The organism is Halomonas marinisediminis (genome assembly GCF_004347715.1).
GTDB lineage: Bacteria > Pseudomonadota > Gammaproteobacteria > Pseudomonadales > Halomonadaceae > Halomonas > Halomonas icarae.
The window spans coordinates 38997-56774 of sequence record NZ_SLTR01000019.1; the positions used below are offsets into that span (position 1 = coordinate 38997).

The following is a 17778-nucleotide window of genomic DNA, read 5'->3' on the forward strand; positions in this document are numbered from 1 at the left end:
CATAGCCCGGCGGCCATCGGTTCTCTCTCGTTTCAGAGTCAGCGGTCCCCGCTACCCAATATCGAGAAAGCCGATTCCTCAGGAGTCGGCGTTTTTCGTGCCCATGACCCGAAGGTCATCGGTTCCCTCTCCCTCTCCCCTTGAATCCGGCCGTCCTCACCCGCATATCCTGAGCAAACACACTCGTTTCCGGGAATCCAACCATGTCCATCGTCGATCCGCGTACCGGTGAGCCGCTCACCGCCGATACCAGTGCCCCGCAGGAAGCCCAGCCACAGCCCTCCCAGCCAGAAGCAGGCGAGGCTCCCGAGGTCATCATCGACGTCGATGCCAGCAATATCCAGCAGGTGCTGGAGCTCTCCATGCAGGTGCCGGTACTGCTCGACTGCTGGGCACCCTGGTGTGGTCCCTGCAAGAACCTGATGCCGGTGCTGGAGAAGCTGGCCCACGAATACCAGGGCGCCTTCCTCCTGGCCAAGCTCAATATCGACGAGAACCAGGAGATCGCCGCCCAGCTGGGGGTGCGCTCGGTGCCCGACGTCAAGCTCGTCAGCCAGGGAGGCCTGGTCGATCACTTCCAGGGCGCACTACCCGAGAAGGAGATCCGCGAGTGGCTGGGGCGTTACTTCCCGGCGCCGGAAAATGTCCCGGCGAGCCCCGAAGACCAGGCCGCCGAGGCACTGGCCGCCGGTGATGCCGCCGGTGCCCGCGCCATCTACCAGGAGCTGGTCCAGCAGTATCCGGAGCATATCCCCTACCAGATCGAGCTGGCGCGAACCCTGGTGGCCGAGGGGCGCGCCGATGAGGCCCGCAGTGTGCTCGACAATCTGCCGCCGGAAGAGCGCGATGCCGCCCCGGCCAGAGGCGTGCGGGCCAGCATCGAGTTCGGCGAGGAGGCCCCCTCCGCCGAAGAGTTTGCCGCCCTCGGTGAGCGCGATGACAGCGAAGCCCAGTATCTGCGCGCCATGCGCCGAGTCGCCGACGGCGACTACGAAACGGGCCTCGAGGGACTGCTGACCTTGATGAAAGCCGACCGCAGCTATGGCGACGATGCCGCACGCAAGACCCTGCTACGGGTCTTCGATGCCCTGGGCGCCGATCATCCGCTGACGGTCAGCTACCGCCGCAAGCTGTTCACCATGCTCTACTGATCCAGCTGGTGAGTGGTGAGTGGTGAGTGGTGAGTGGTGAGTGGTGAGTGGTGAGTGGCAACGATTAACGACTCGCCATTCACAAGCGCGAAGCGCACTCACCACGCGCAGCGGCGCTCACCCCTCACCAGCCCAAAGGGCGCTCACTCGCTCAGCACCCCATCCAGCCGAGAGAGCGCCGCTTCCAGCTGTGTGGCGGTGGTACCGAAGTTGAGCCGAACAAAGCCAGGCCAGCCGAAGTCGGCACCATCGGAGAGCGCCACCCCGGTGCGCTCCAACAAGGCTTGCTGGGGTGACTCTCCCAGCCCAGCCTGGCGCAGATCGAGCCAGGCCAGATAGGTGGACTGCGGCGGCGCCATGCCGACCCCGGGCCAGTGTTTCTCCCTCTCCGTCAGCATCTGTCGGTGACCACGCAGCACCTCGAGCAACGCCTGTCGCCAGGGCTCCCCTCGAGCATAGGCGGCCTCGGCGGCCACCAGCCCCAGCACATTGCCATCCGGCATCATCCCCTTCGCCGCCGCGGCGAAGCGCTGGCGCAGCCGCGTATCGGGAATCACCGCGCAGGCGGCTGTCAGTCCGGCCAGATTGAAGGTCTTGGAGGGCGCCCAGAGCGTGATGGTGCGAGCCGCCAGTACCGGAAAGGCCGCGGCCAGCGGTTGATGGCAGGCGCCAGCCTCCAGCAGCAGATCACAGTGCAGCTCGTCGGAGACCACATAAAGATCATGGCGCTCCACCAGTTCGGCCAGGCCGGCCAACTCTTCATGGCGCCACACCCGCCCGGTCGGATTATGGGGATGACACCACAGCAGCAAGCGAGTTCGGGGGGTAATCGCCGCCTCCAGCGCCTCGAGATCGAGGCGCCAGGGCTCATCCGGAGAGGACGGCTCGCGCATGGCGGCCTGCTGAGGCAGACGCCCGGTATGCTCCGCCACCTTGAGGAAGGGCGGATAGATCGGTGTGACCGTCAGCACCCCGTCGCCCGGCTCGGTCAATGCCAGGCTGGCAAGATGCAGCGCCGGCACCACCCCGGGCAGCCAGTGCTGCCACTCCGGCGCGATGGTCCAGCCATAGTGGGCCGCGCTCCAGGCGCACAGCGTCTCACGCAGCGAGTCCGGCACCAGACCATAGCCATAGACACCGTGATCGACCCGCGCACGCAGTGCCTCGATGACCGCCGGGGGCGAGACAAAGTCCATGTCGGCCACCCACAGGGGCAGCACCTCCTCGCCATGACGATGCCATTTCTGTGACGGCCAGTTGCCGGACGGGTGCCGACGCTCAACCGGCGTGGCAAAATCGAACCCCATGCACACTCACTCCTCTGACTCGCAGACCAGGATGGCCTCATGCCCACGACCATGCCCCAGGATGACTTCTATGCCAAGATGCGCCGCGGCATGCCGCAGCTGATCGCCCAGTGGCTCGAGCTGGGGCAGGACACACCGGAGCGGCTGGCCCTGCTGCTCGCCGAGACCGCCCGAGTGACGCGCATCGGCCTGCCGGAAACCACGCCCGATGCCACCACCCTGAGGGCCTGGAGCGAGGCCGCAAATGGCGAGGAGGTCCCGCTGTGGGCGGCACGAACTGCTACCTTCCTGCTAGCGCAGATGCCAGCTCGACCACTTCCCCATGACACCGACGAGGCCTGTGCCTGGGCCTACTGCTGGCTGCGCAATCATGACTTCGCCTCGCTGGAGGCGGCCGAGTCGGCACTCCCGATGCACCTGCATGACCCGCTGGCAGACGCCCTGCCCGCCGCCTGGCAGGACCGCTGCGGCCTGCGCCTCGTCTAGCGCCGCACGGCACGCATCCGGGCCTGAGCAACACAATAATGGCAACTGCCCTTTCACACGGATAAGGAAAGCGATATGGACGTTCCCCTGAGCTGGCAGCTGGCCAAGCTGGTGGTCTCGATCGGCATGGTGCTGGGGCTCGGCGCCATCGCCGTGCGCGTCAGCCCGCGCGTTGCCGGCTTGCTGGCGGGCTACCCGTTGGGCACCGCCATCGCGCTGTTCTTCATCGGCCTCGAGCTCTCCCCGGGCTTCGCCGCCGAGAGTGCCGTGCACACCCTGGCCGGTTTCACGGCCACGCTGGCGCTGGGCGGCGGCTACCTGCTGGCCGGTCGCCGCCCCGGGCTTACCGGCGTGCTGGCCGGCACCGCCGTGGGGCTGGCCGCCTTCCTGGTGGTAAGCCTGGTGCTCACTCGTGTGGAGTTCGACCGCATCACCGGCACCCTGACCACCCTGGCCGCCATTGCGCTGTTTACCTGGCTCTATCGCCATGTGCCCGAGAGCGTGGCGCGACCCGCCGGGCGCTTCTCCTGGGGCGCCCTGATGGTGCGCGCCCTGCTCGCCGCCGTGATCATCTTCGTCATCACCGGCCTGGCCCATGTACTGCCGGCGGCCTGGGCAGGCGTGATGGCTGCCTTTCCGGTCACCATGTACCCCTTCCTGGTGATCCTGCATCTGAACCACGGCCCGGGGCCGGTGGCCACGGTGATCAAGCATTACCCGATGGGGCTCGGCTCACTGCTCAGCTATGCATTGTGCGTCTCGTTCACCTACCCCACTCTGGGCCTGGCGCTGGGCACCCTGGCCGGCTTCGCCGTGGCCACCCTCTGGCTCATCGCCTGGACCCGCTTTCAGGGGTGGCTGGGAGCGCGACGAGCCGCGAGGACTTGACCAGGCGCCAGCCAGGCGCAACGCTATTCGGCCTGGAGCAATAACCACAAGGAAACGCCAGATGTTTATCCGCAAGATCGAGCCCGCCTTCTACGACACCGACGCCCTGGGTCACATCAACAACACGCGACTGCCGGCCTGGTTCGAGCTGGCGCGCAACGACCTCTTCCGCCTGTTCACCCCGGACCTGGACCCGCGCAAGTGGCGACTGATCATGGCCCGCATGGAAGTCGACTATCGCGCCGAGCTGCAGTATGGCCGGGAGATCGAGATTCGCACCTATATTTCACGGCTCGGCAACAGTTCCTTTACCGTCAGTCAGGAGGCGCGACAGGAGGGTCAGCTCACCAACCTGGGCCATACCGTAATGGTGCATTTCGACCACACTACCAAGAAATCCATTCCCATCGAGGGCGCGCTACGTGAATCCCTGGAAGCGCATCTACACGAGGAGCCCGCCGAGGCATGACCCCCGCCGTCAAGCAGCTGGAGAAGGCCGGCATCGCCTTCACGCTGGCCGAGTATCCTCATGACCCACGTAGTCCCGCCTATGGCGAGGAGGCCGCCCAGGCACTGGGGCTCTCGGTCGATGAGGTCTTCAAGACGCTGCTGGCCAGGCTCGATGATGGCCGCCTGGTGGTAGCCATCGTGCCGGTCTCGAGCCAGCTCGACCTCAAGGCCCTGGCCCGCGCCGCCGGCGCCCGCAAGGCGCGGATGGCCGAGGGCGAGGAGGCCCAGCGGGCCACCGGCTACGTGCTGGGCGGTATCAGTCCCCTGGGCCAGAAGCGGCGCCTGCCGACTTTCCTCGACGCCAGCGTCGAGGTCCTGGCGTCGATTCATGTCAGCGGTGGTCGCCGTGGCCTGGAGATCTGCCTGGCACCTGCCGATCTGCTCAGGCTGACCGGCGGACGCCTGGCAGCGCTCGCCCGCGGCTAAGATACCACCTGGCCGCCCCACCATGTCCGGGCAAGCCCGGGCCATGCACCCACAGGAGCCCGCCATGACCATCCGCTACACCCTCTGGCTGGACCCGGAGGATACCGAGCGCCACCGCGCCATGGAGGCGCAGCTGCGGCACTACTTTCTCGAGCGCTTCGCCGACTACCCCCATATCCGCTTGTTCGGTGCCGACCCCTACGATTATGATGCGCCGTTCAATCGACTCCATGATGTTCTGATGGCGCGGGCCGCAGAGTACTGCGAGCGGGAGTGGCGTTACGTGCCCACCCCGGAGCAGCTCAATCGGGCCTTCTTCCTGGCCGTTGGCGAGTCCAACAAGTTTCTACGAGAGCCCGACGATGGTGATACGCACCGATAACCCGCCAGACCCTCGCCAGCTGGCGATCATCGGCGAGCAGCTGGGCCGTGCCCCTCGCGGCATCGAGGCCGTGGCAGCCGTCGATGGCGAAGGCACCCCCCTGGTGTTGCGCATGGCACCGATCGTCGATGGCAAACCCTTTCCGACCCTCTACTGGCTGAGCTGCGAGCGTCTCAAGGTGGTCATCTCGCGCATCGAAGCCGATGGCGCCATCAAGCGTCTCGAGGCGCGCCTGCAGGAAGAGCCCGAGCTGCTCGCCGCCTACCACGCCAGCCATCGCGACTATGTCACCGCCCGCTGGCGGCACATGAGCGCGCCACAAAAGGCAGAGGTAATGCAACTGGGCTATGATGGTGTGCTGACGGAGCGAGGCATCGGCGGTATCGCCAACTGGGACCAGGTGCGCTGCCTGCATACCCAATACGCCCACCATCTGTGCGGTGACAACGTCATCGGCCGCTGGATGGATGCCGAATACGGCGTCGTCGACTGCCTGCCCTGAGCCCCCTGACCCTAGACCGCTCAACAAAGGAGCCCATGATGTATTTCGATATTCATGTCGTAGCAAGCCTCGCCCTGGTCGCCAGCCTGGTCGGCATCTCCGTTGCCGGCGTCAAGCTGCTGCGTGATGCCATGAAGCGTGACGCCGCCCGCTGAGCGAGACTCCTGCGATTGACAAGGGCGCCTGACGGCGCCCTTTTTCGTTAGACTTCAAGATATTGCAGGGTAAGACCGAGCCCGCCAGTATGGGCATTATCATCGAGGAGAAGAGCATGGCGAGATTCTGCGTTTTTCTGGGTTCACGGGAAGGCCGTGACCCGCAGTACCTGGCCGATGCGCAGCGGCTGGGCGACGCACTGGCCAGGCGTGGCCACACCCTGGTCTACGGCGGGGCTCGCATCGGCATGATGGGGGCCCTGGCCGACTCGACCCTGGAGGCCGGCGGCGAGGTCATCGGCGTCATGCCGGACCATCTGGTGGATCGCGAGCAGGCTCACCACGGGCTGACCGAGCTGATTCGCGTGCGCAACATGCACGAGCGCAAGGCCAGCATGGCGGCCCATGCCGATGCCTTTATCATGCTGCCCGGGGGTATCGGCACCCTGGAGGAGTTCTTCGAGGCCTGGACCTGGCACTATCTGGGGCTTCACGACAAGCCCATCGGCGTCCTCGACAGCGAAGGCTTCTACGCCCCCTTGCTGAGCTTCCTCGACAATACCGTGGAACAGGGCTTTCTCAATGCCCGTACCCGGGCCGAGGTGCTCGACGCGACCGACCCTCTCGAACTGCTGGATATCCTGGAGGCACAGCTGGCTCGTCCGCGCTGAGTCAGGCCTCGCCAGCCAGTTCCCGTGTACGCTGATAGGTGAGCTGCAGCAGCCGGGCATCCTCACCGGCCCGATGTCGCAGGATGCCCAGCTCTTCGATCAGCGCCTCCTTGGTGGGCTTCCACAGCATAAGCTGCTCCTCGCTGAGCAGCTTGCGCAGCGCCTCCAGGCGGAAGGCCGGCAACATGCCGGCGTGGTGGAAGAGCAGCGATAGCCAGGTGTTGTCGTAACCCCAGCTGTCGCTATAGCAGATCTTGAGCTCACCGAGCTCGTCATTGAGCCACTGCGCGACCTGACGCAGGGGGTACCCCTCGCGCTGCAGCCGGGCACGGCTGATGCCGTGGAGCAGCTCGGCCTTGGGGTCCCAATGGGTCCATTCGGCAAGGGGCTGAATCAGGAAGGCGCAGCTGCTGCCATCCGGTCGGGCCAACCCCACCTCGATGGGGTAGCTGCCGCGTCCGAATCCAGACGCCTCGATATCGAGCAGGGCCGGTAGCGTCACGGTGGGCAGGAGTCCTTGCGGCGGAAAACAGGAAGGGGCGCCAGCTCGCTGGCGCCTCCTCGCTAGTGTCGCGTTTCGGTTTCCGCGCTGTCCAGCCCCTCACCGAAACCGGCGGCGTGGTCGGCCAGCATCTGCCAGTGGGCGGCACGCTCGGCATCCACCGCCAGCCCCAGCTGTCCCCCGCGATAGGCGCGCGCCAGACGTTCGGCGGCCAGTGGATGCCCCGCCTCGCCGGCACGGGCATACCAGGTCACGGCGTGGTCGTCGCGGCGTGGATAGAGCGCGCAGCCATGCTCGTAGATTTGCCCCGCCTGATACTGGGCACGGGAGTCGCCGGCATTGGCCGCTTCCAGCACGTAGCGCGCACCGCGCGCCTTGTCCTGGGGCGACATGGCGCGGTGAAACAGCATATGCCCATAAAGGGAGAGCGCCGCCGGATGGCCGGCATCGGCACAGCGCTGGAAGAGGTGCATGGTCAGGCGCTGGGTGCGCGGCGAACGAGGCAGCCAGCGGGTATGGAAGAGCTGCTCCGCCAGGCGGTACTCGAGCCGGGTGAACAGTGATGATGCCTGCGTCATGGCCTTCTACCGGATCCTGTATCACAAGAAAAAGACACTCCGCACCGCCCTGTGCGCGGCGTCTGATGTCTGCCCAGCCCCGGTCCACGGGGCGCAACGGGCGGCCAGCATACGCCCGCCTTTGCGCCGACTCAACCCCGGTCATTTGCCGCACTGGCAGGGCCTGGCTACCATGCCGATTCCATTTCCCGATCCACGAGGACGTCAGGATGCAGACGCGACCGCTGGGCGATACCGGCATCGAGGTCAGCCGCCTCTGCCTCGGCACCATGACCTTCGGTGAACAGAACAGCGAGGCCGAGGCCCACGAGCAGCTCGACCGCGCGGTGGCCTTCGGCATCAACTTCATCGATACCGCCGAGATGTACCCGGTACCACCGAGGGCGGAGACCCAGGGACGCACCGAAGCCTATATCGGCAGCTGGCTCAAGCACCGCGGCAGCCGTGACGACATCATCCTCGCCACCAAGGCGACAGGCCCCGGACCCGAGCATATCCGCGGCGGCCCACGGCTGAGCCGCGACCACCTCCACCAGGCCATCGACGCAAGCCTCAGCCGCCTGCAGACCGACTACATCGACCTCTACCAGCTGCACTGGCCGGAACGCAGAGCCAACTTCTTCGGCAAGCTGGGTTATGCACACGACGAGGAGGAGGATGCCACCCCGCTGGAGGAGACCCTGGCCGCTCTCAAGGAGCTGGTAGACGCCGGCAAGGTGCGTGCCATCGGACTCTCCAACGACACCCCCTGGGGCGTGATGCGCGCCCTCCACCTGGCCGAGACCCAGGGCGTGCCGCGGGTTGCCGCGGTGCAGAACCCCTACAACCTGCTGAATCGCAGCTTCGAGGTGGGCCTGGCCGAGATTGCTCACCGCGAGCGGGTGGGGCTGCTGGCCTACTCGCCGCTGGCCTTCGGCATGCTCTCCGGCAAGTACCTCGATGGCGCCCGCCCCGAGGGGGCCCGGCTGACCCTGTTCGAACGCTTCCAGCGCTATACCAACCCCCAGGCCCAGGCCGCCACCGCCGAGTACGTGCAGATTGCCCGGGATGCCGGCCTGGACCCCGCTCGCATGGCACTGGCCTTCGTCAACTCGCGAGACTTCCTGACCAGCAATATCATCGGCGCCACCTCGATGACTCAGCTGGAGAGCAACCTGGCCAGCGAATCCCTGCGTCTGGACGGCCAGGTGCTGGAGGCGATCGAGGACGTTCATCGCCGCTACTCCAATCCCGCGCCCTGAGGCCCATCACCCGGGGGCTATCGACCCGATAGCCCCCGGGTCTGGGCGTGCTTGATATACTCCATGCTCACTTCATCGGATCTGGAGCGCCCCATGCTGAGCGTGATCTCGCCCGCCAAGAAGCTGGACTTCGAGACCCCGGCCACCACGGCCCACCACACCCAGCCGGACTTCCTGGAACAGAGCCAGGAGTTGATCGAGATCCTGCGCGACTACTCGCCACAACGGCTCTCCGAGCTGATGGGCATCAGCGACAAGCTGGCCGCCCTCAATGCCGCTCGCTACGCCGAATGGCACACGCCCTTTACTGAGCAGAACGCCAAGCCAGCGGTCCAGGCCTTCCAGGGCGACGTCTACGTGGGGCTCGAGGCCGACACCTTCACGGATGACGAGAACGCCTTCGCCCAGCAGCATCTGCGCATTCTCTCGGGGCTCTACGGGCTTCTGCGCCCGCTGGACCTGATCCAGCCCTACCGCCTGGAGATGGGGACGCGGCTCGAGAACCCTGCGGGCAAGGACCTCTATGCCTTCTGGAAGGAGACCCTCACCGCCGAGCTCGACCGTGCCGTGGCGGCCAGCGGCAGTCCGGTACTGATCAATCTCGCCTCCAACGAGTACTTCAAGGCCATCGATACCAGGCGGCTCGAGGCCCGGGTGATCACCCCGGTGTTCAAGGACGAGAAGAGTGGCAAGCTCAAGATCATCAGCTTCTACGCCAAGAAGGCCCGCGGCCTGATGACGGCCTGGATGATCCGCGAAGGCCTCGACGACCCGGAGGGCCTGAAGGAGTTCAACGTGGCCGGCTACCGCTTCAACGCCGCCATGAGCGAGGGTGACACCCTGGTCTTTACGCGCCCCGAAGGCGCCGCCTGAGCCTATATGGGAGACGTCATCCGGGGAGGCCTCCGGTCTCCAATCGCCCGGGGGACCCGGCCTCCTACAGGGTGGCGAAACCGCCATTGAGTGGCGATCAACGTAGGAGGGAGGCTCCGCCTCGCGACTGGCGCCGCCTGGCGCTCCGGTGGTGTTGCCAGACCTCGCAACTTCTGCAGGGAGGCCTTCTTGTGCTCCCTATGCAAACACCAACGGCCGCGAGGCGCGCGCCTTGAGGAAGCGGCGGTGGGCCTGCTTGAAGCGGTCGTTGTCGCAGCGCTGCAGCCATTCGTAGGCCACCATGTCCGCGCTTACCGCCACACCACCGGCCTGCACCAGCCGCTCCCGGGCCAGGCGTGCCTCCGCGGCGCGCCGACTGACGCAGGCCTCGCTGAGCCAGTAGACATCGTATCCCGCCGCCAGTAGCCCCAGGCCGGTCTGCATGACACAGATATGCGCCTCGCTGCCGCACAGCACCACCTGACGCCTGCCGCTCTGCTCGAGTGCCGCGATGAACTCGGGGTTAGCACAGGCATCGAAGGTCAGCTTCTGCCATAACCGATGTCCCGGGAGCGCTTCCAGCAGGCGCGGCTCGCTGCCCCCCAACCCCTCGGGATATTGCTCGGTGACCCATACCGGCACCTCGAGGGTAGCGGCCAGGCCGCCCAGCCAGACCGCCTCGTTTACCGCCTGGTCGGCATGTTCGATCACCGGCAACAGTCCCGCCTGCAGGTCGACAACCAGCAACAGGCTCTCTTCACGTTTCAGGCGCATGGTGTTCAACTCCCCGGCATTGTGGAATGGTAGTGGAGCCCACCAGCATAGTCGGTAGAATCAACCAACTCGACTCACCCCCTCACCATTCACGACTCACCGACCATTAATCCACTACTGATGACGATACTGCCATGACTTCGACACTCCGCCAGACCTCTCTGATACGTCACCTGCTGATCATGCTGGTGGCAGGACTCCTGACCCTGGGCCCGGCCATGCAAGACGCCGAAGCCCGTCGCCTCGGCGGCGGCAAGAGCTTCGGCTCTCAATCACGCAGCGTGCAGCAGCAACCCTCTGCCACCCAGAACCAGACCTCCGGCACCCGCGCCACCCAGGGGCGAGCCGGGTCGAAAATGCCCGGCATGCTGGGCGGCCTGCTCGCCGGTGGCCTGCTCGCCGCGCTGTTCTTCGGCGGCGCCTTCGACGAACTTCGGCTGATGGACATCCTGCTGGTGGCCGGCATCGCCTTCCTGCTCTTTCGGCTGCTGGCACGCCGCCGGGCGGCCGTGGCAGGTGGCCCCTCGCCAGCCTCGCAGGAGCCCCGTGAATCCGCCGCCCAGTCCTTCCAGGCCAGCGCCGCTCCGGCCGGTGGCGCCTTCGCCAGCGAGCCCGAATGGTTCGACCGCGAGCGCTTCCTCGGTGGTGCCAAGGAACACTTCATGACCCTGCAGCGTGCCTGGGACAACAACGACCTCAGTGGCATTCAGGAGTACGTCACCCCGGAGCTCTACAACCTGCTGCGCGAGGAGCGCAAGCAGCATCCGGCCAATAACCGCACCGAGGTCGTTCGCCTGTTCGCCGAACTGGGCATGGTTCAGGAAGTGGGCCAGCAGGCCGAGGCCAGCGTGATCTTCCACGGCATCCTCGACGAGAATGGCGAGCACAACGAGTTCAACGAGACCTGGCACCTGGTGCGGGAGCTGCGCGACGGCGCTCCCTGGTATGTGCAGGGCATCGAGCAGAACGGCTAACGCTCTCCCCGCCCCTGAAACGCAACAGGCCGGGCTGACAGCAGCCCGGCCTGTTGTTTCACGCATGGATGGTAAGCGTAGCTGTTAATCGTAGTTGTTGAGCATGGTGGTTGAGCACAGTTGTTGAGAGTCGTTGTTAAGCGTGGCTGCTCACGGCGTCAATTACCCTCGCTGGCATCCTCGATGGCGTCACCCATCTCCTCGACACCCTCACCCGCCTCTTCAACTGCCTGATCAATCTCCTGACCGGCCTCCTCGGCAGGCCCCTGGTCCTCCTCGCAACCAGCAAGCCCCAGCGCCAGCAGGCCGGCCAGCAGAGCCAGGAAAAGCTTCCGTGTCATGGTGCGCTGCATGATGTTTCCCTCCTGTGAAACATGAAAAAAAGTGACAAACAACCGTATCCATCAAGAACAAGCTAGCGCTTGTGCCGGGCTGCTTCCACCCAGGGTGTCACTTTGGATCACGCTTGAGCAAGGGCTGGCCGGCGTCGCGCCCTACCGCCGGGCAGGTCGATCATAAGTCGAAAAAAAGGGCACCCTCCGCAGAGAGGCGCCCCTGTAAGCACTCGTATGACTCAAACAGCAGAGACATGCTAGCCGAGCCAAAAAACAATTTCAAACATACGTTTTATCGACACCCTGCGTACCACCGATCTCGCCAGTCGACCCTTGTCCCACTCTCTGCCACCGCATGACGCCGCGGCTGGCCGGGTGCTATGATCCATCATCATTACACACTCGTAGACACCAACAGCACAACGAGGAATCCGGCTTGTCACACTTACCGGTGATCGTCGGCATGGGCGGCGTGAACCCTGCCGGCAGAACCTCGGGCCACCAGGCGTTTCGCCGTACCGTGCTCGACGCCCTGCCCGTGGAGGAGCAGACCCGCACCCTGCTGGGCCTGGCCGCCATGATGCGCCTGGCCAGCGGCCAGGAAGACGGCAGCTGGCATGACGCAGATGGACGCCCCCTGGACCCCGCCACAATCGTTGAACAGACCCGCCAGCAGGTCCTCGACCATACCCTGATACGCCGCATCGAGGACCCGCGCTTCAATGATCCAGGCCTGCCCGCCAACCGTCAGGCCAGTCTGGCGCTGGAAGCCCCCCTCACCTTCCGCGTCCGCCGCCGTCAGCTGCCTCAGGACCTGCCAGCAACCTGGCAGGTACGCGAACTCGATCACAAGCTTCTCGAGGTCACGGTGCCCGCCGGCGAAATGGACGTCATGCTGCCCGAGCACCGCCCCGCCCAGGTGCGCTCAGCCGGTCAGCTGCCGAGCGGCTTCGAACCCAGCCAGCTCTACCGCAGCGTGCATCACCCCCGCGGACTCTCGATGGCGATCTTCGCCGCCAGCGACTGCCTGGGAGACAGCGGGCTCGACTGGGATACCCTGCGCGATCGCCTCGATCCCGATGAGATCGCCGTCTACGCCGGCAACTCCATCGGCCAGCTCGACGAAGAGGGCTGGGGCGGGCTGCTCAAGAGTTTCGTCTCCGGCAAGCGAGCCACCTCCAAACAGATGCCGCTGGGCTACGGGCAGATGCCCGCCGATTTCCTGAACGCCTATGTGCTGGGTAGCGTAGGCAGCACCGGCGCGGCCATGGGCGCCTGCGCCAGCTTTCTCTATAACCTGCGCCTGGGCGTAAACGACATCCGTGAAGGGCGCTGCAGGGTGGTGATGGTCGGCACCGCCGATGCTCCGGTCACCCCCGAGATCATCGAAGGCTTCCGTGCCATGGGCGCCCTGGCCGACGACGACAGCCTGCGAGCCCTGGACGCCCTGGAGTTGCTGACCGACGCCGATTACCAGAAAAGCTGCCGCCCCTTCGCCCGCAACTGTGGTTTCACCATCGCCGAATCCAGTCAGTTCGTGATGCTGATGGACGACGCTCTGGCCATGGAGGTAGGCGCCGAGCTCCTCGGCAGCGTGCCGGAGGTATTCGTCAATGCCGACGGTTGGAAGCGCTCCATCTCCGCCCCCGGCATCGGCAACTACATCACCCTGGGGAAGGCCGCCTCCCTGGTGCGTGAGATGCTTGGTGAGCAGGTCCTGCGCCAGCGCTCGTTCGTCCACGCCCATGCCACCAGCACGCCCAAGAACCGCGTCACCGAGTCCCACGTCCTCGACCGGGTGGCCGAGGCCTATGGCATCGACGCCTGGCCCGTGGTCGCGGTGAAATCCTATGTGGGCCACTCCCAGGGCAGCGCCGCCGGTGACCAGCTGACCAGTGCTCTGGGCAGCTTCGCCCACGGCCTGCTACCGGGTATCGCCAACCTCGACGCCGTGGCCGATGACGTCCATGCCGAGCGCCTGGGACTCTCCCGGGAGACGCGGCCATTTGCGGCCGACGCCGCGCTGATCAATGCCAAGGGGTTCGGCGGCAACAACGCTACCGGCGTGCTGCTCTCCCCGGACGTTACCGAACGCCTGCTGGTGCAGCGTCACGGCGAGGCCGCCGTGGCCGCCTGGCAGGTTCGCCGCGAGGCGACTCGCGAGGCCGCCGCCGCTTACCGTCAGCAGGCCGACCGGGGGCTCTTCTCCCCTCGCTACCGTTTCGGCGAGGGCGTGCTGGAAGGCCCCGAGCTCTCGATCAGCGACGCCGAGATCCATATCCCCGGCTACGCCCGTCCGGTCTCCCTGGCGGTCAACAACCCCTTCGGTAAACTCGAGGAGTGACGGCAATGAATATCGCGGTCTACCCCGGCACCTTCGATCCCATCACCAACGGCCACTTCGATCTGATCGAACGCGCATCCCGGCTGTTCGACAAGGTGGTGGTGGCCATCGCCACCAGTCCCGGCAAGGGCCCGGCGCTGGATCTCGATACACGAATCGCCCTGGCCCGAGAGGTGGTCTCTGGGCTGGACAACGTCGAGGTGACCGGATTCTCGGGTCTGATGACCGAGTTCATGAAGCAGCAGCAGGCACGCGTGCTGCTGCGGGGGCTGCGCGCGGTCTCGGATTTCGAGTACGAGCTGCAGCTGGCCAACATGAATCGCGCCCAGATGCCGGAGCTGGAGACCGTCTTCCTGACCCCGGCGGTGGAGAACTCCTATATCTCCTCCACCCTGGTGCGCGAAATTGCCAAGCTGGGCGGCGATGTCTCGCAGCATGTGCATCCCGAGGTCGCCGCGAGGCTGAAGAGCCATTACAATACCTGACCACAAGGCTCGGGATTGTGCCGAGCAGATCCCGATGACCGCGGCCAGCGACTTCCGTGAGGTACCCCATGGCCCTGATGATCACCGATGAGTGCATCAACTGCGACGTCTGCGAGCCGGAATGCCCCAACGGGGCCATCTCGCCAGGCGAAGAGATCTATATCATCGACCCGGCGCTGTGCACCGAGTGTGTCGGTCACTATGACGAGCCCCAGTGCCAGCAGGTGTGCCCGGTGGACTGTATTCCCCTGGACCCGGAGCGCGAGGAGAGCCGCGAGGAATTGATGGCCAAATATGAGCGCATCACCGCGGCCTGATGATTGGCAAGCCTGGCAAGCAAGGACGACTCTGCATCACGAAACGCCCCGCCAAGTGCGGGGCGTTTCGCGTTGTGTGGGACCATCATCTTTGGCTATAGCTCGTCGGCCCGCTTGCTGACCGTGCACCCGAGGCAACGGCGAAAGGCCGCCTCGGCCGGGGTCTTGATCAGCGTCTCGGCCGCGCTGTCCACCCCGCCACCCAGGGCGGTAAAGGGCAGTGTCACCAGAAACACGGCGGTACCGCCCACCGTGGCCGCCGCCAGCAGCGGTCGTGCGATTACCGCATCGGCAATCATCGCCCCGCCACTCGGCTGAACCCCCACGCGCTGCTCCTGGGCGACCGCCGGAGAGGTTGCCACCAGCGCCACCAGCGCCAGTGTAAAGAAGATCATGATCCGCTTGCTCATCGCTTGCACTCCCCGTGCTCCCTGCCATCTATGCTGCGTCGTCACCACCCGGCGCTCGCCTGTAGCGAATCGAGTATGGTGTTAGTCATCATGAGGTCTTAGAATCGCTAAGGTTACATCCTCTCACGGGATCTTACATCAGGATAGGCGGCTTTCGCCGCTTGCCCACCCCAGGACAGGCCCCGCCTGCTCCGATCACCATGCAAAGGAGAGCATGATGAAGCGTCTTATCGCCACCGCCGCACTGGCCACCCTGGTTGCCAGCCCCGCCTTCGCACAGAGCTATCAGTACAACCCTAATGAGGGACCGTATATTGGTGCGGGCCTGGGGTACTCGAAACTGGATAATGACACCCTCGACTGGCTCGGGGATGTTGGCGCGAGCACCGATGACAGCGATACCGGCTATAAACTGTTTGTAGGCTATCAGTTCAACCCCAACTTCGCTGTTGAAGCGGGCTACGTAGACTTTGGTGACTTCAAAGCTAGTGGAGCGGATGGTACTGACAGTGCCCGCCTGAAGCTTGGAATGGAAGGCTTTACTGCTGCTTTGGTTGGAAAACTGCCCATCCAGAATGGTTTCAGTGTCTTCGGCAAGCTCGGCATGGTCGCATGGGATGCTGACGTGGACTTGGATGCCACCATCGGCGGAGACGTTTATCGTGAATCCGCCAGCGAAGACGGCTCCGATCCCTATTACGGCATCGGCGCTGAATATGAAGCCGAGCGCATCCTGATGCGCGCCGAGTTCGAACGCTACGATATCAGCGAAGATGGCGAAGACTTCGAGATCGACCTGATCTCCGCCAGCATCGGCTACCGCTTCTAAACGATAATCGCCCTTTATTGCCACCGCCGCCCCGCCCTTGTGCGGGGCGGTTGCGTTATGCCCCGCCGCCGGCCATGCTGCCCGGCTCGTCAATCTCGGGAGCCCCCTGTGAGCCGTTCGGAGTCCTCGTCACCCGGGGCCGCGCGCCGGCGCATTCTGGCGCTGGCCTGGCCGATCATCCTCTCCAATATCACCGTGCCGCTGCTGGGGCTGGTGGATACCGCCGTGGTCGGCCATCTGCCGGACTCGCGCTACCTGGCGGCGGTCACCCTGGGCGCTACCCTGTTCAGCTTCCTGTACTGGGGCTTTGGCTTCCTGCGCATGGGTACCACGGGGCTCACCTCCCAGGCGGTAGGGCGCGAGAACGACACGGATGTACGTAACCTGCTGGGGCAATCGCTGCTGATCGCGGCGGGCATCGGTGCGGCATTGATCATGTTCTCACACCCGCTGATCAGGCTGGGACTGTGGCTCCTCGATGGCAGTGACGTCGCCACGGCACTGGCCGCCGAGTATGCCGAGATACGAATCCTCTCGGCGCCGGCGGTACTCGCCAACTACGCCATCCTGGGCTGGTTCCTGGGACAGCAGAACTCGCGAGTGACCCTGGCGATCCTGGTGCTCACCAACGGGGTCAATATCCTCCTCGACCTGCTCTTTGTCATCGGCCTCGGCATGACCAGCGATGGCGTGGCCTGGGCCACGGTGATCGCCGACTATACCGCCCTGACCTTCGGCCTGTGGCTGGTCTCGCGACAGCTCAGATGGCTGTCGGGCCGCTTCCTTCGCCATCGGCTCCTGGCCGTTTCAGCCTATGGCGAGCTCTTCTCGGTCAATGCCAATCTCTTCGTGCGTACCTTGGGGCTGCTCTTCGTGATGGCCTTCTTTACCTCGCGAGGGGCGGCCCAAGGCGATACCGTGCTCGCCGCCAATGCCGTGCTGCTGCAGTTCATCATGCTCACCAGCTACGCCCTGGATGGCTTCGCCCACGCCGCCGAGGCGCTGACCGGACGCTCGGTGGGGGCAAGGCGCTGGACGGAATTCGCCCAGTCGGTGCGGAGTGCCGCCTGGTTCTCGCTGCTGACGGCCGGTACCGCCGCCCTGGCTTTCGCCCTGGGGGGCGAGGCGCTGATCGCCCTGCTTACCGGCCTGCCCGAGGTGCGAGAGACCGCCTCCACCTACCTGCCGTGGATGGTCGCCATGCCGCTGATCGCGGTATGGGGCTACCTGCTGGACGGCGTCTTTATCGGTGCCACGGCGATTCGCGAGATGCGCAACAGCATCTTTGCCGGGCTCGCCGTCTATCTGCCCGCCTGGTGGTTGGGCCAGGCCCTGCTTCCCGAGGCGCTCATCAACCACGGCCTGTGGCTCGCCTTCACGCTGTTCATGCTGACGCGTTCGGCGACGCTGATCGCCTATTACTGTCAACGGCGCCGCAGCGACTGGCGCGATGCCAGCCACGACGCCTCATAGCGTCTCATATCGATTCATGGCGATGCGTCACGCGGACACCGGCCCCAATCTGCGGGTTGGCGCGGGCGGTGCGGGCCGCCTGGACCGTCAGCGAGGGATAGCGCAAGATACTGATGCTGCGCTACTTTATGCCATGAAACACCAATAACACTCAAAACAGTAAGG

22 protein-coding genes are annotated in these 17778 nt (G+C 65.3%); 16 read left to right on the forward strand and 6 right to left on the reverse strand.

All coding sequences use genetic code 11. The features are described 5' to 3' along the window. The first annotated feature begins 203 nt into the window (after positions 1-203). A complete protein-coding gene (locus tag E0702_RS13110) occupies positions 204-1151 on the forward strand; it encodes a tetratricopeptide repeat protein (RefSeq protein ID WP_132044551.1) in 948 nt (315 codons plus the stop codon). Between the two features lie 143 nt (positions 1152-1294). Here the strand turns inward: E0702_RS13110 and E0702_RS13115 are convergent, their stop codons facing one another. Continuing rightward, positions 1295-2458 carry a MalY/PatB family protein gene (locus tag E0702_RS13115; RefSeq protein ID WP_132044553.1) on the reverse strand — a complete coding sequence of 388 codons (1164 nt, stop codon included), beginning with the start codon at positions 2456-2458 and terminating at the stop codon, positions 1295-1297. Between the two features lie 51 nt (positions 2459-2509). Here E0702_RS13115 and E0702_RS13120 point away from each other — a divergent pair, with 51 nt between their 5' ends. The 7 genes from E0702_RS13120 to E0702_RS13150 all read left to right on the forward strand — a co-directional run bounded on the left by E0702_RS13120 (position 2510) and on the right by E0702_RS13150 (position 6478). Continuing rightward, positions 2510-2944: a hypothetical protein gene (locus E0702_RS13120; protein ID WP_132044623.1), complete on the forward strand. Its 435-nt coding sequence runs from the start codon at positions 2510-2512 to the stop codon at positions 2942-2944. A gap of 75 nt (positions 2945-3019) precedes the next feature. Further along, a complete protein-coding gene (locus E0702_RS13125) occupies positions 3020-3832 on the forward strand; it encodes a hypothetical protein (RefSeq protein ID WP_132044555.1) in 813 nt (270 codons plus the stop codon). 61 nt (positions 3833-3893) lie between these two features. Next, the gene (locus tag E0702_RS13130) at positions 3894-4301 is read left to right on the forward strand and encodes an acyl-CoA thioesterase (RefSeq protein WP_132044557.1); all 408 of its coding nucleotides are present in this window, start codon (positions 3894-3896) and stop codon (positions 4299-4301) included. Beyond that, positions 4298-4768 carry a Cys-tRNA(Pro) deacylase gene (gene ybaK / locus E0702_RS13135; RefSeq protein ID WP_132044559.1) on the forward strand — a complete coding sequence of 157 codons (471 nt, stop codon included), beginning with the start codon at positions 4298-4300 and terminating at the stop codon, positions 4766-4768. The genes E0702_RS13130 and ybaK overlap by 4 nt, the downstream gene beginning before the upstream one ends. A gap of 64 nt (positions 4769-4832) precedes the next feature. Then, the gene (locus E0702_RS13140) at positions 4833-5150 is read left to right on the forward strand and encodes a hypothetical protein (protein ID WP_132044561.1); all 318 of its coding nucleotides are present in this window, start codon (positions 4833-4835) and stop codon (positions 5148-5150) included. Next, positions 5131-5652: a DUF501 domain-containing protein gene (locus E0702_RS13145; RefSeq protein ID WP_132044563.1), complete on the forward strand. Its 522-nt coding sequence runs from the start codon at positions 5131-5133 to the stop codon at positions 5650-5652. The genes E0702_RS13140 and E0702_RS13145 overlap by 20 nt, the downstream gene beginning before the upstream one ends. Positions 5653-5923: 271 nt before the next feature. Beyond that, positions 5924-6478, forward strand: coding sequence for a TIGR00730 family Rossman fold protein (locus E0702_RS13150; RefSeq protein WP_132044565.1), 555 nt, complete (start codon positions 5924-5926; stop codon positions 6476-6478). A gap of 1 nt (position 6479) precedes the next feature. Here the strand turns inward: E0702_RS13150 and E0702_RS13155 are convergent, their stop codons facing one another. Both E0702_RS13155 and E0702_RS13160 read right to left on the reverse strand, forming a co-directional pair. Beyond that, positions 6480-6980: a 3'-5' exonuclease gene (locus E0702_RS13155; RefSeq protein ID WP_132044567.1), complete on the reverse strand. Its 501-nt coding sequence runs from the start codon at positions 6978-6980 to the stop codon at positions 6480-6482. Positions 6981-7042: 62 nt separating this feature from the next. Then, positions 7043-7558: a tetratricopeptide repeat protein gene (locus E0702_RS13160; RefSeq protein WP_132044569.1), complete on the reverse strand. Its 516-nt coding sequence runs from the start codon at positions 7556-7558 to the stop codon at positions 7043-7045. Positions 7559-7767: 209 nt separating this feature from the next. Between E0702_RS13160 and E0702_RS13165 the strand changes: the two genes are divergently transcribed. Together E0702_RS13165 and yaaA are read left to right on the forward strand one after the other, a co-directional pair. Then, on the forward strand, positions 7768-8799 hold the full coding sequence (locus tag E0702_RS13165; protein WP_132044571.1) for an NADP(H)-dependent aldo-keto reductase: 1032 nt from the start codon (positions 7768-7770) through the stop codon (positions 8797-8799). Positions 8800-8892: 93 nt separating this feature from the next. Next, on the forward strand, positions 8893-9672 hold the full coding sequence (gene yaaA / locus E0702_RS13170; RefSeq protein WP_132044625.1) for a peroxide stress protein YaaA: 780 nt from the start codon (positions 8893-8895) through the stop codon (positions 9670-9672). Positions 9673-9870: 198 nt separating this feature from the next. On the opposite strand, the gene E0702_RS13175 is transcribed toward yaaA, so the two are convergent. After that, positions 9871-10446, reverse strand: coding sequence for an isochorismatase family protein (locus E0702_RS13175; protein ID WP_132044573.1), 576 nt, complete (start codon positions 10444-10446; stop codon positions 9871-9873). 134 nt (positions 10447-10580) lie between these two features. On the opposite strand from E0702_RS13175, the gene E0702_RS13180 reads away from it, so the two are divergent. Then, positions 10581-11420 carry a Tim44 domain-containing protein gene (locus tag E0702_RS13180; RefSeq protein WP_240721747.1) on the forward strand — a complete coding sequence of 280 codons (840 nt, stop codon included), beginning with the start codon at positions 10581-10583 and terminating at the stop codon, positions 11418-11420. Between the two features lie 158 nt (positions 11421-11578). Here E0702_RS13180 and E0702_RS13185 read toward each other — a convergent pair whose 3' ends face one another. Then, positions 11579-11773, reverse strand: coding sequence for a hypothetical protein (locus E0702_RS13185; protein ID WP_132044575.1), 195 nt, complete (start codon positions 11771-11773; stop codon positions 11579-11581). Between the two features lie 445 nt (positions 11774-12218). Here E0702_RS13185 and E0702_RS13190 point away from each other — a divergent pair, with 445 nt between their 5' ends. The 3 genes from E0702_RS13190 to E0702_RS13200 all read left to right on the forward strand — a co-directional run bounded on the left by E0702_RS13190 (position 12219) and on the right by E0702_RS13200 (position 14901). Further along, positions 12219-14099: a beta-ketoacyl synthase gene (locus tag E0702_RS13190; RefSeq protein ID WP_132044629.1), complete on the forward strand. Its 1881-nt coding sequence runs from the start codon at positions 12219-12221 to the stop codon at positions 14097-14099. Between the two features lie 5 nt (positions 14100-14104). Next, positions 14105-14584, forward strand: a complete 480-nt coding sequence (gene coaD, locus E0702_RS13195; protein ID WP_132044577.1) for a pantetheine-phosphate adenylyltransferase — start codon at positions 14105-14107, stop codon at positions 14582-14584. A gap of 68 nt (positions 14585-14652) precedes the next feature. Next, positions 14653-14901 carry a YfhL family 4Fe-4S dicluster ferredoxin gene (locus E0702_RS13200; protein ID WP_132044579.1) on the forward strand — a complete coding sequence of 83 codons (249 nt, stop codon included), beginning with the start codon at positions 14653-14655 and terminating at the stop codon, positions 14899-14901. Positions 14902-14996: 95 nt separating this feature from the next. On the opposite strand, the gene E0702_RS13205 is transcribed toward E0702_RS13200, so the two are convergent. Continuing rightward, the gene (locus tag E0702_RS13205) at positions 14997-15311 is read right to left on the reverse strand and encodes a hypothetical protein (RefSeq protein WP_132044581.1); all 315 of its coding nucleotides are present in this window, start codon (positions 15309-15311) and stop codon (positions 14997-14999) included. Between the two features lie 214 nt (positions 15312-15525). Between E0702_RS13205 and E0702_RS13210 the strand changes: the two genes are divergently transcribed. Both E0702_RS13210 and E0702_RS13215 read left to right on the forward strand, forming a co-directional pair. Further along, on the forward strand, positions 15526-16140 hold the full coding sequence (locus tag E0702_RS13210; RefSeq protein WP_132044583.1) for an outer membrane beta-barrel protein: 615 nt from the start codon (positions 15526-15528) through the stop codon (positions 16138-16140). A gap of 108 nt (positions 16141-16248) precedes the next feature. Next, the gene (locus tag E0702_RS13215) at positions 16249-17613 is read left to right on the forward strand and encodes an MATE family efflux transporter (protein WP_240721749.1); all 1365 of its coding nucleotides are present in this window, start codon (positions 16249-16251) and stop codon (positions 17611-17613) included. Positions 17614-17778: the final 165 nt, after the last annotated feature.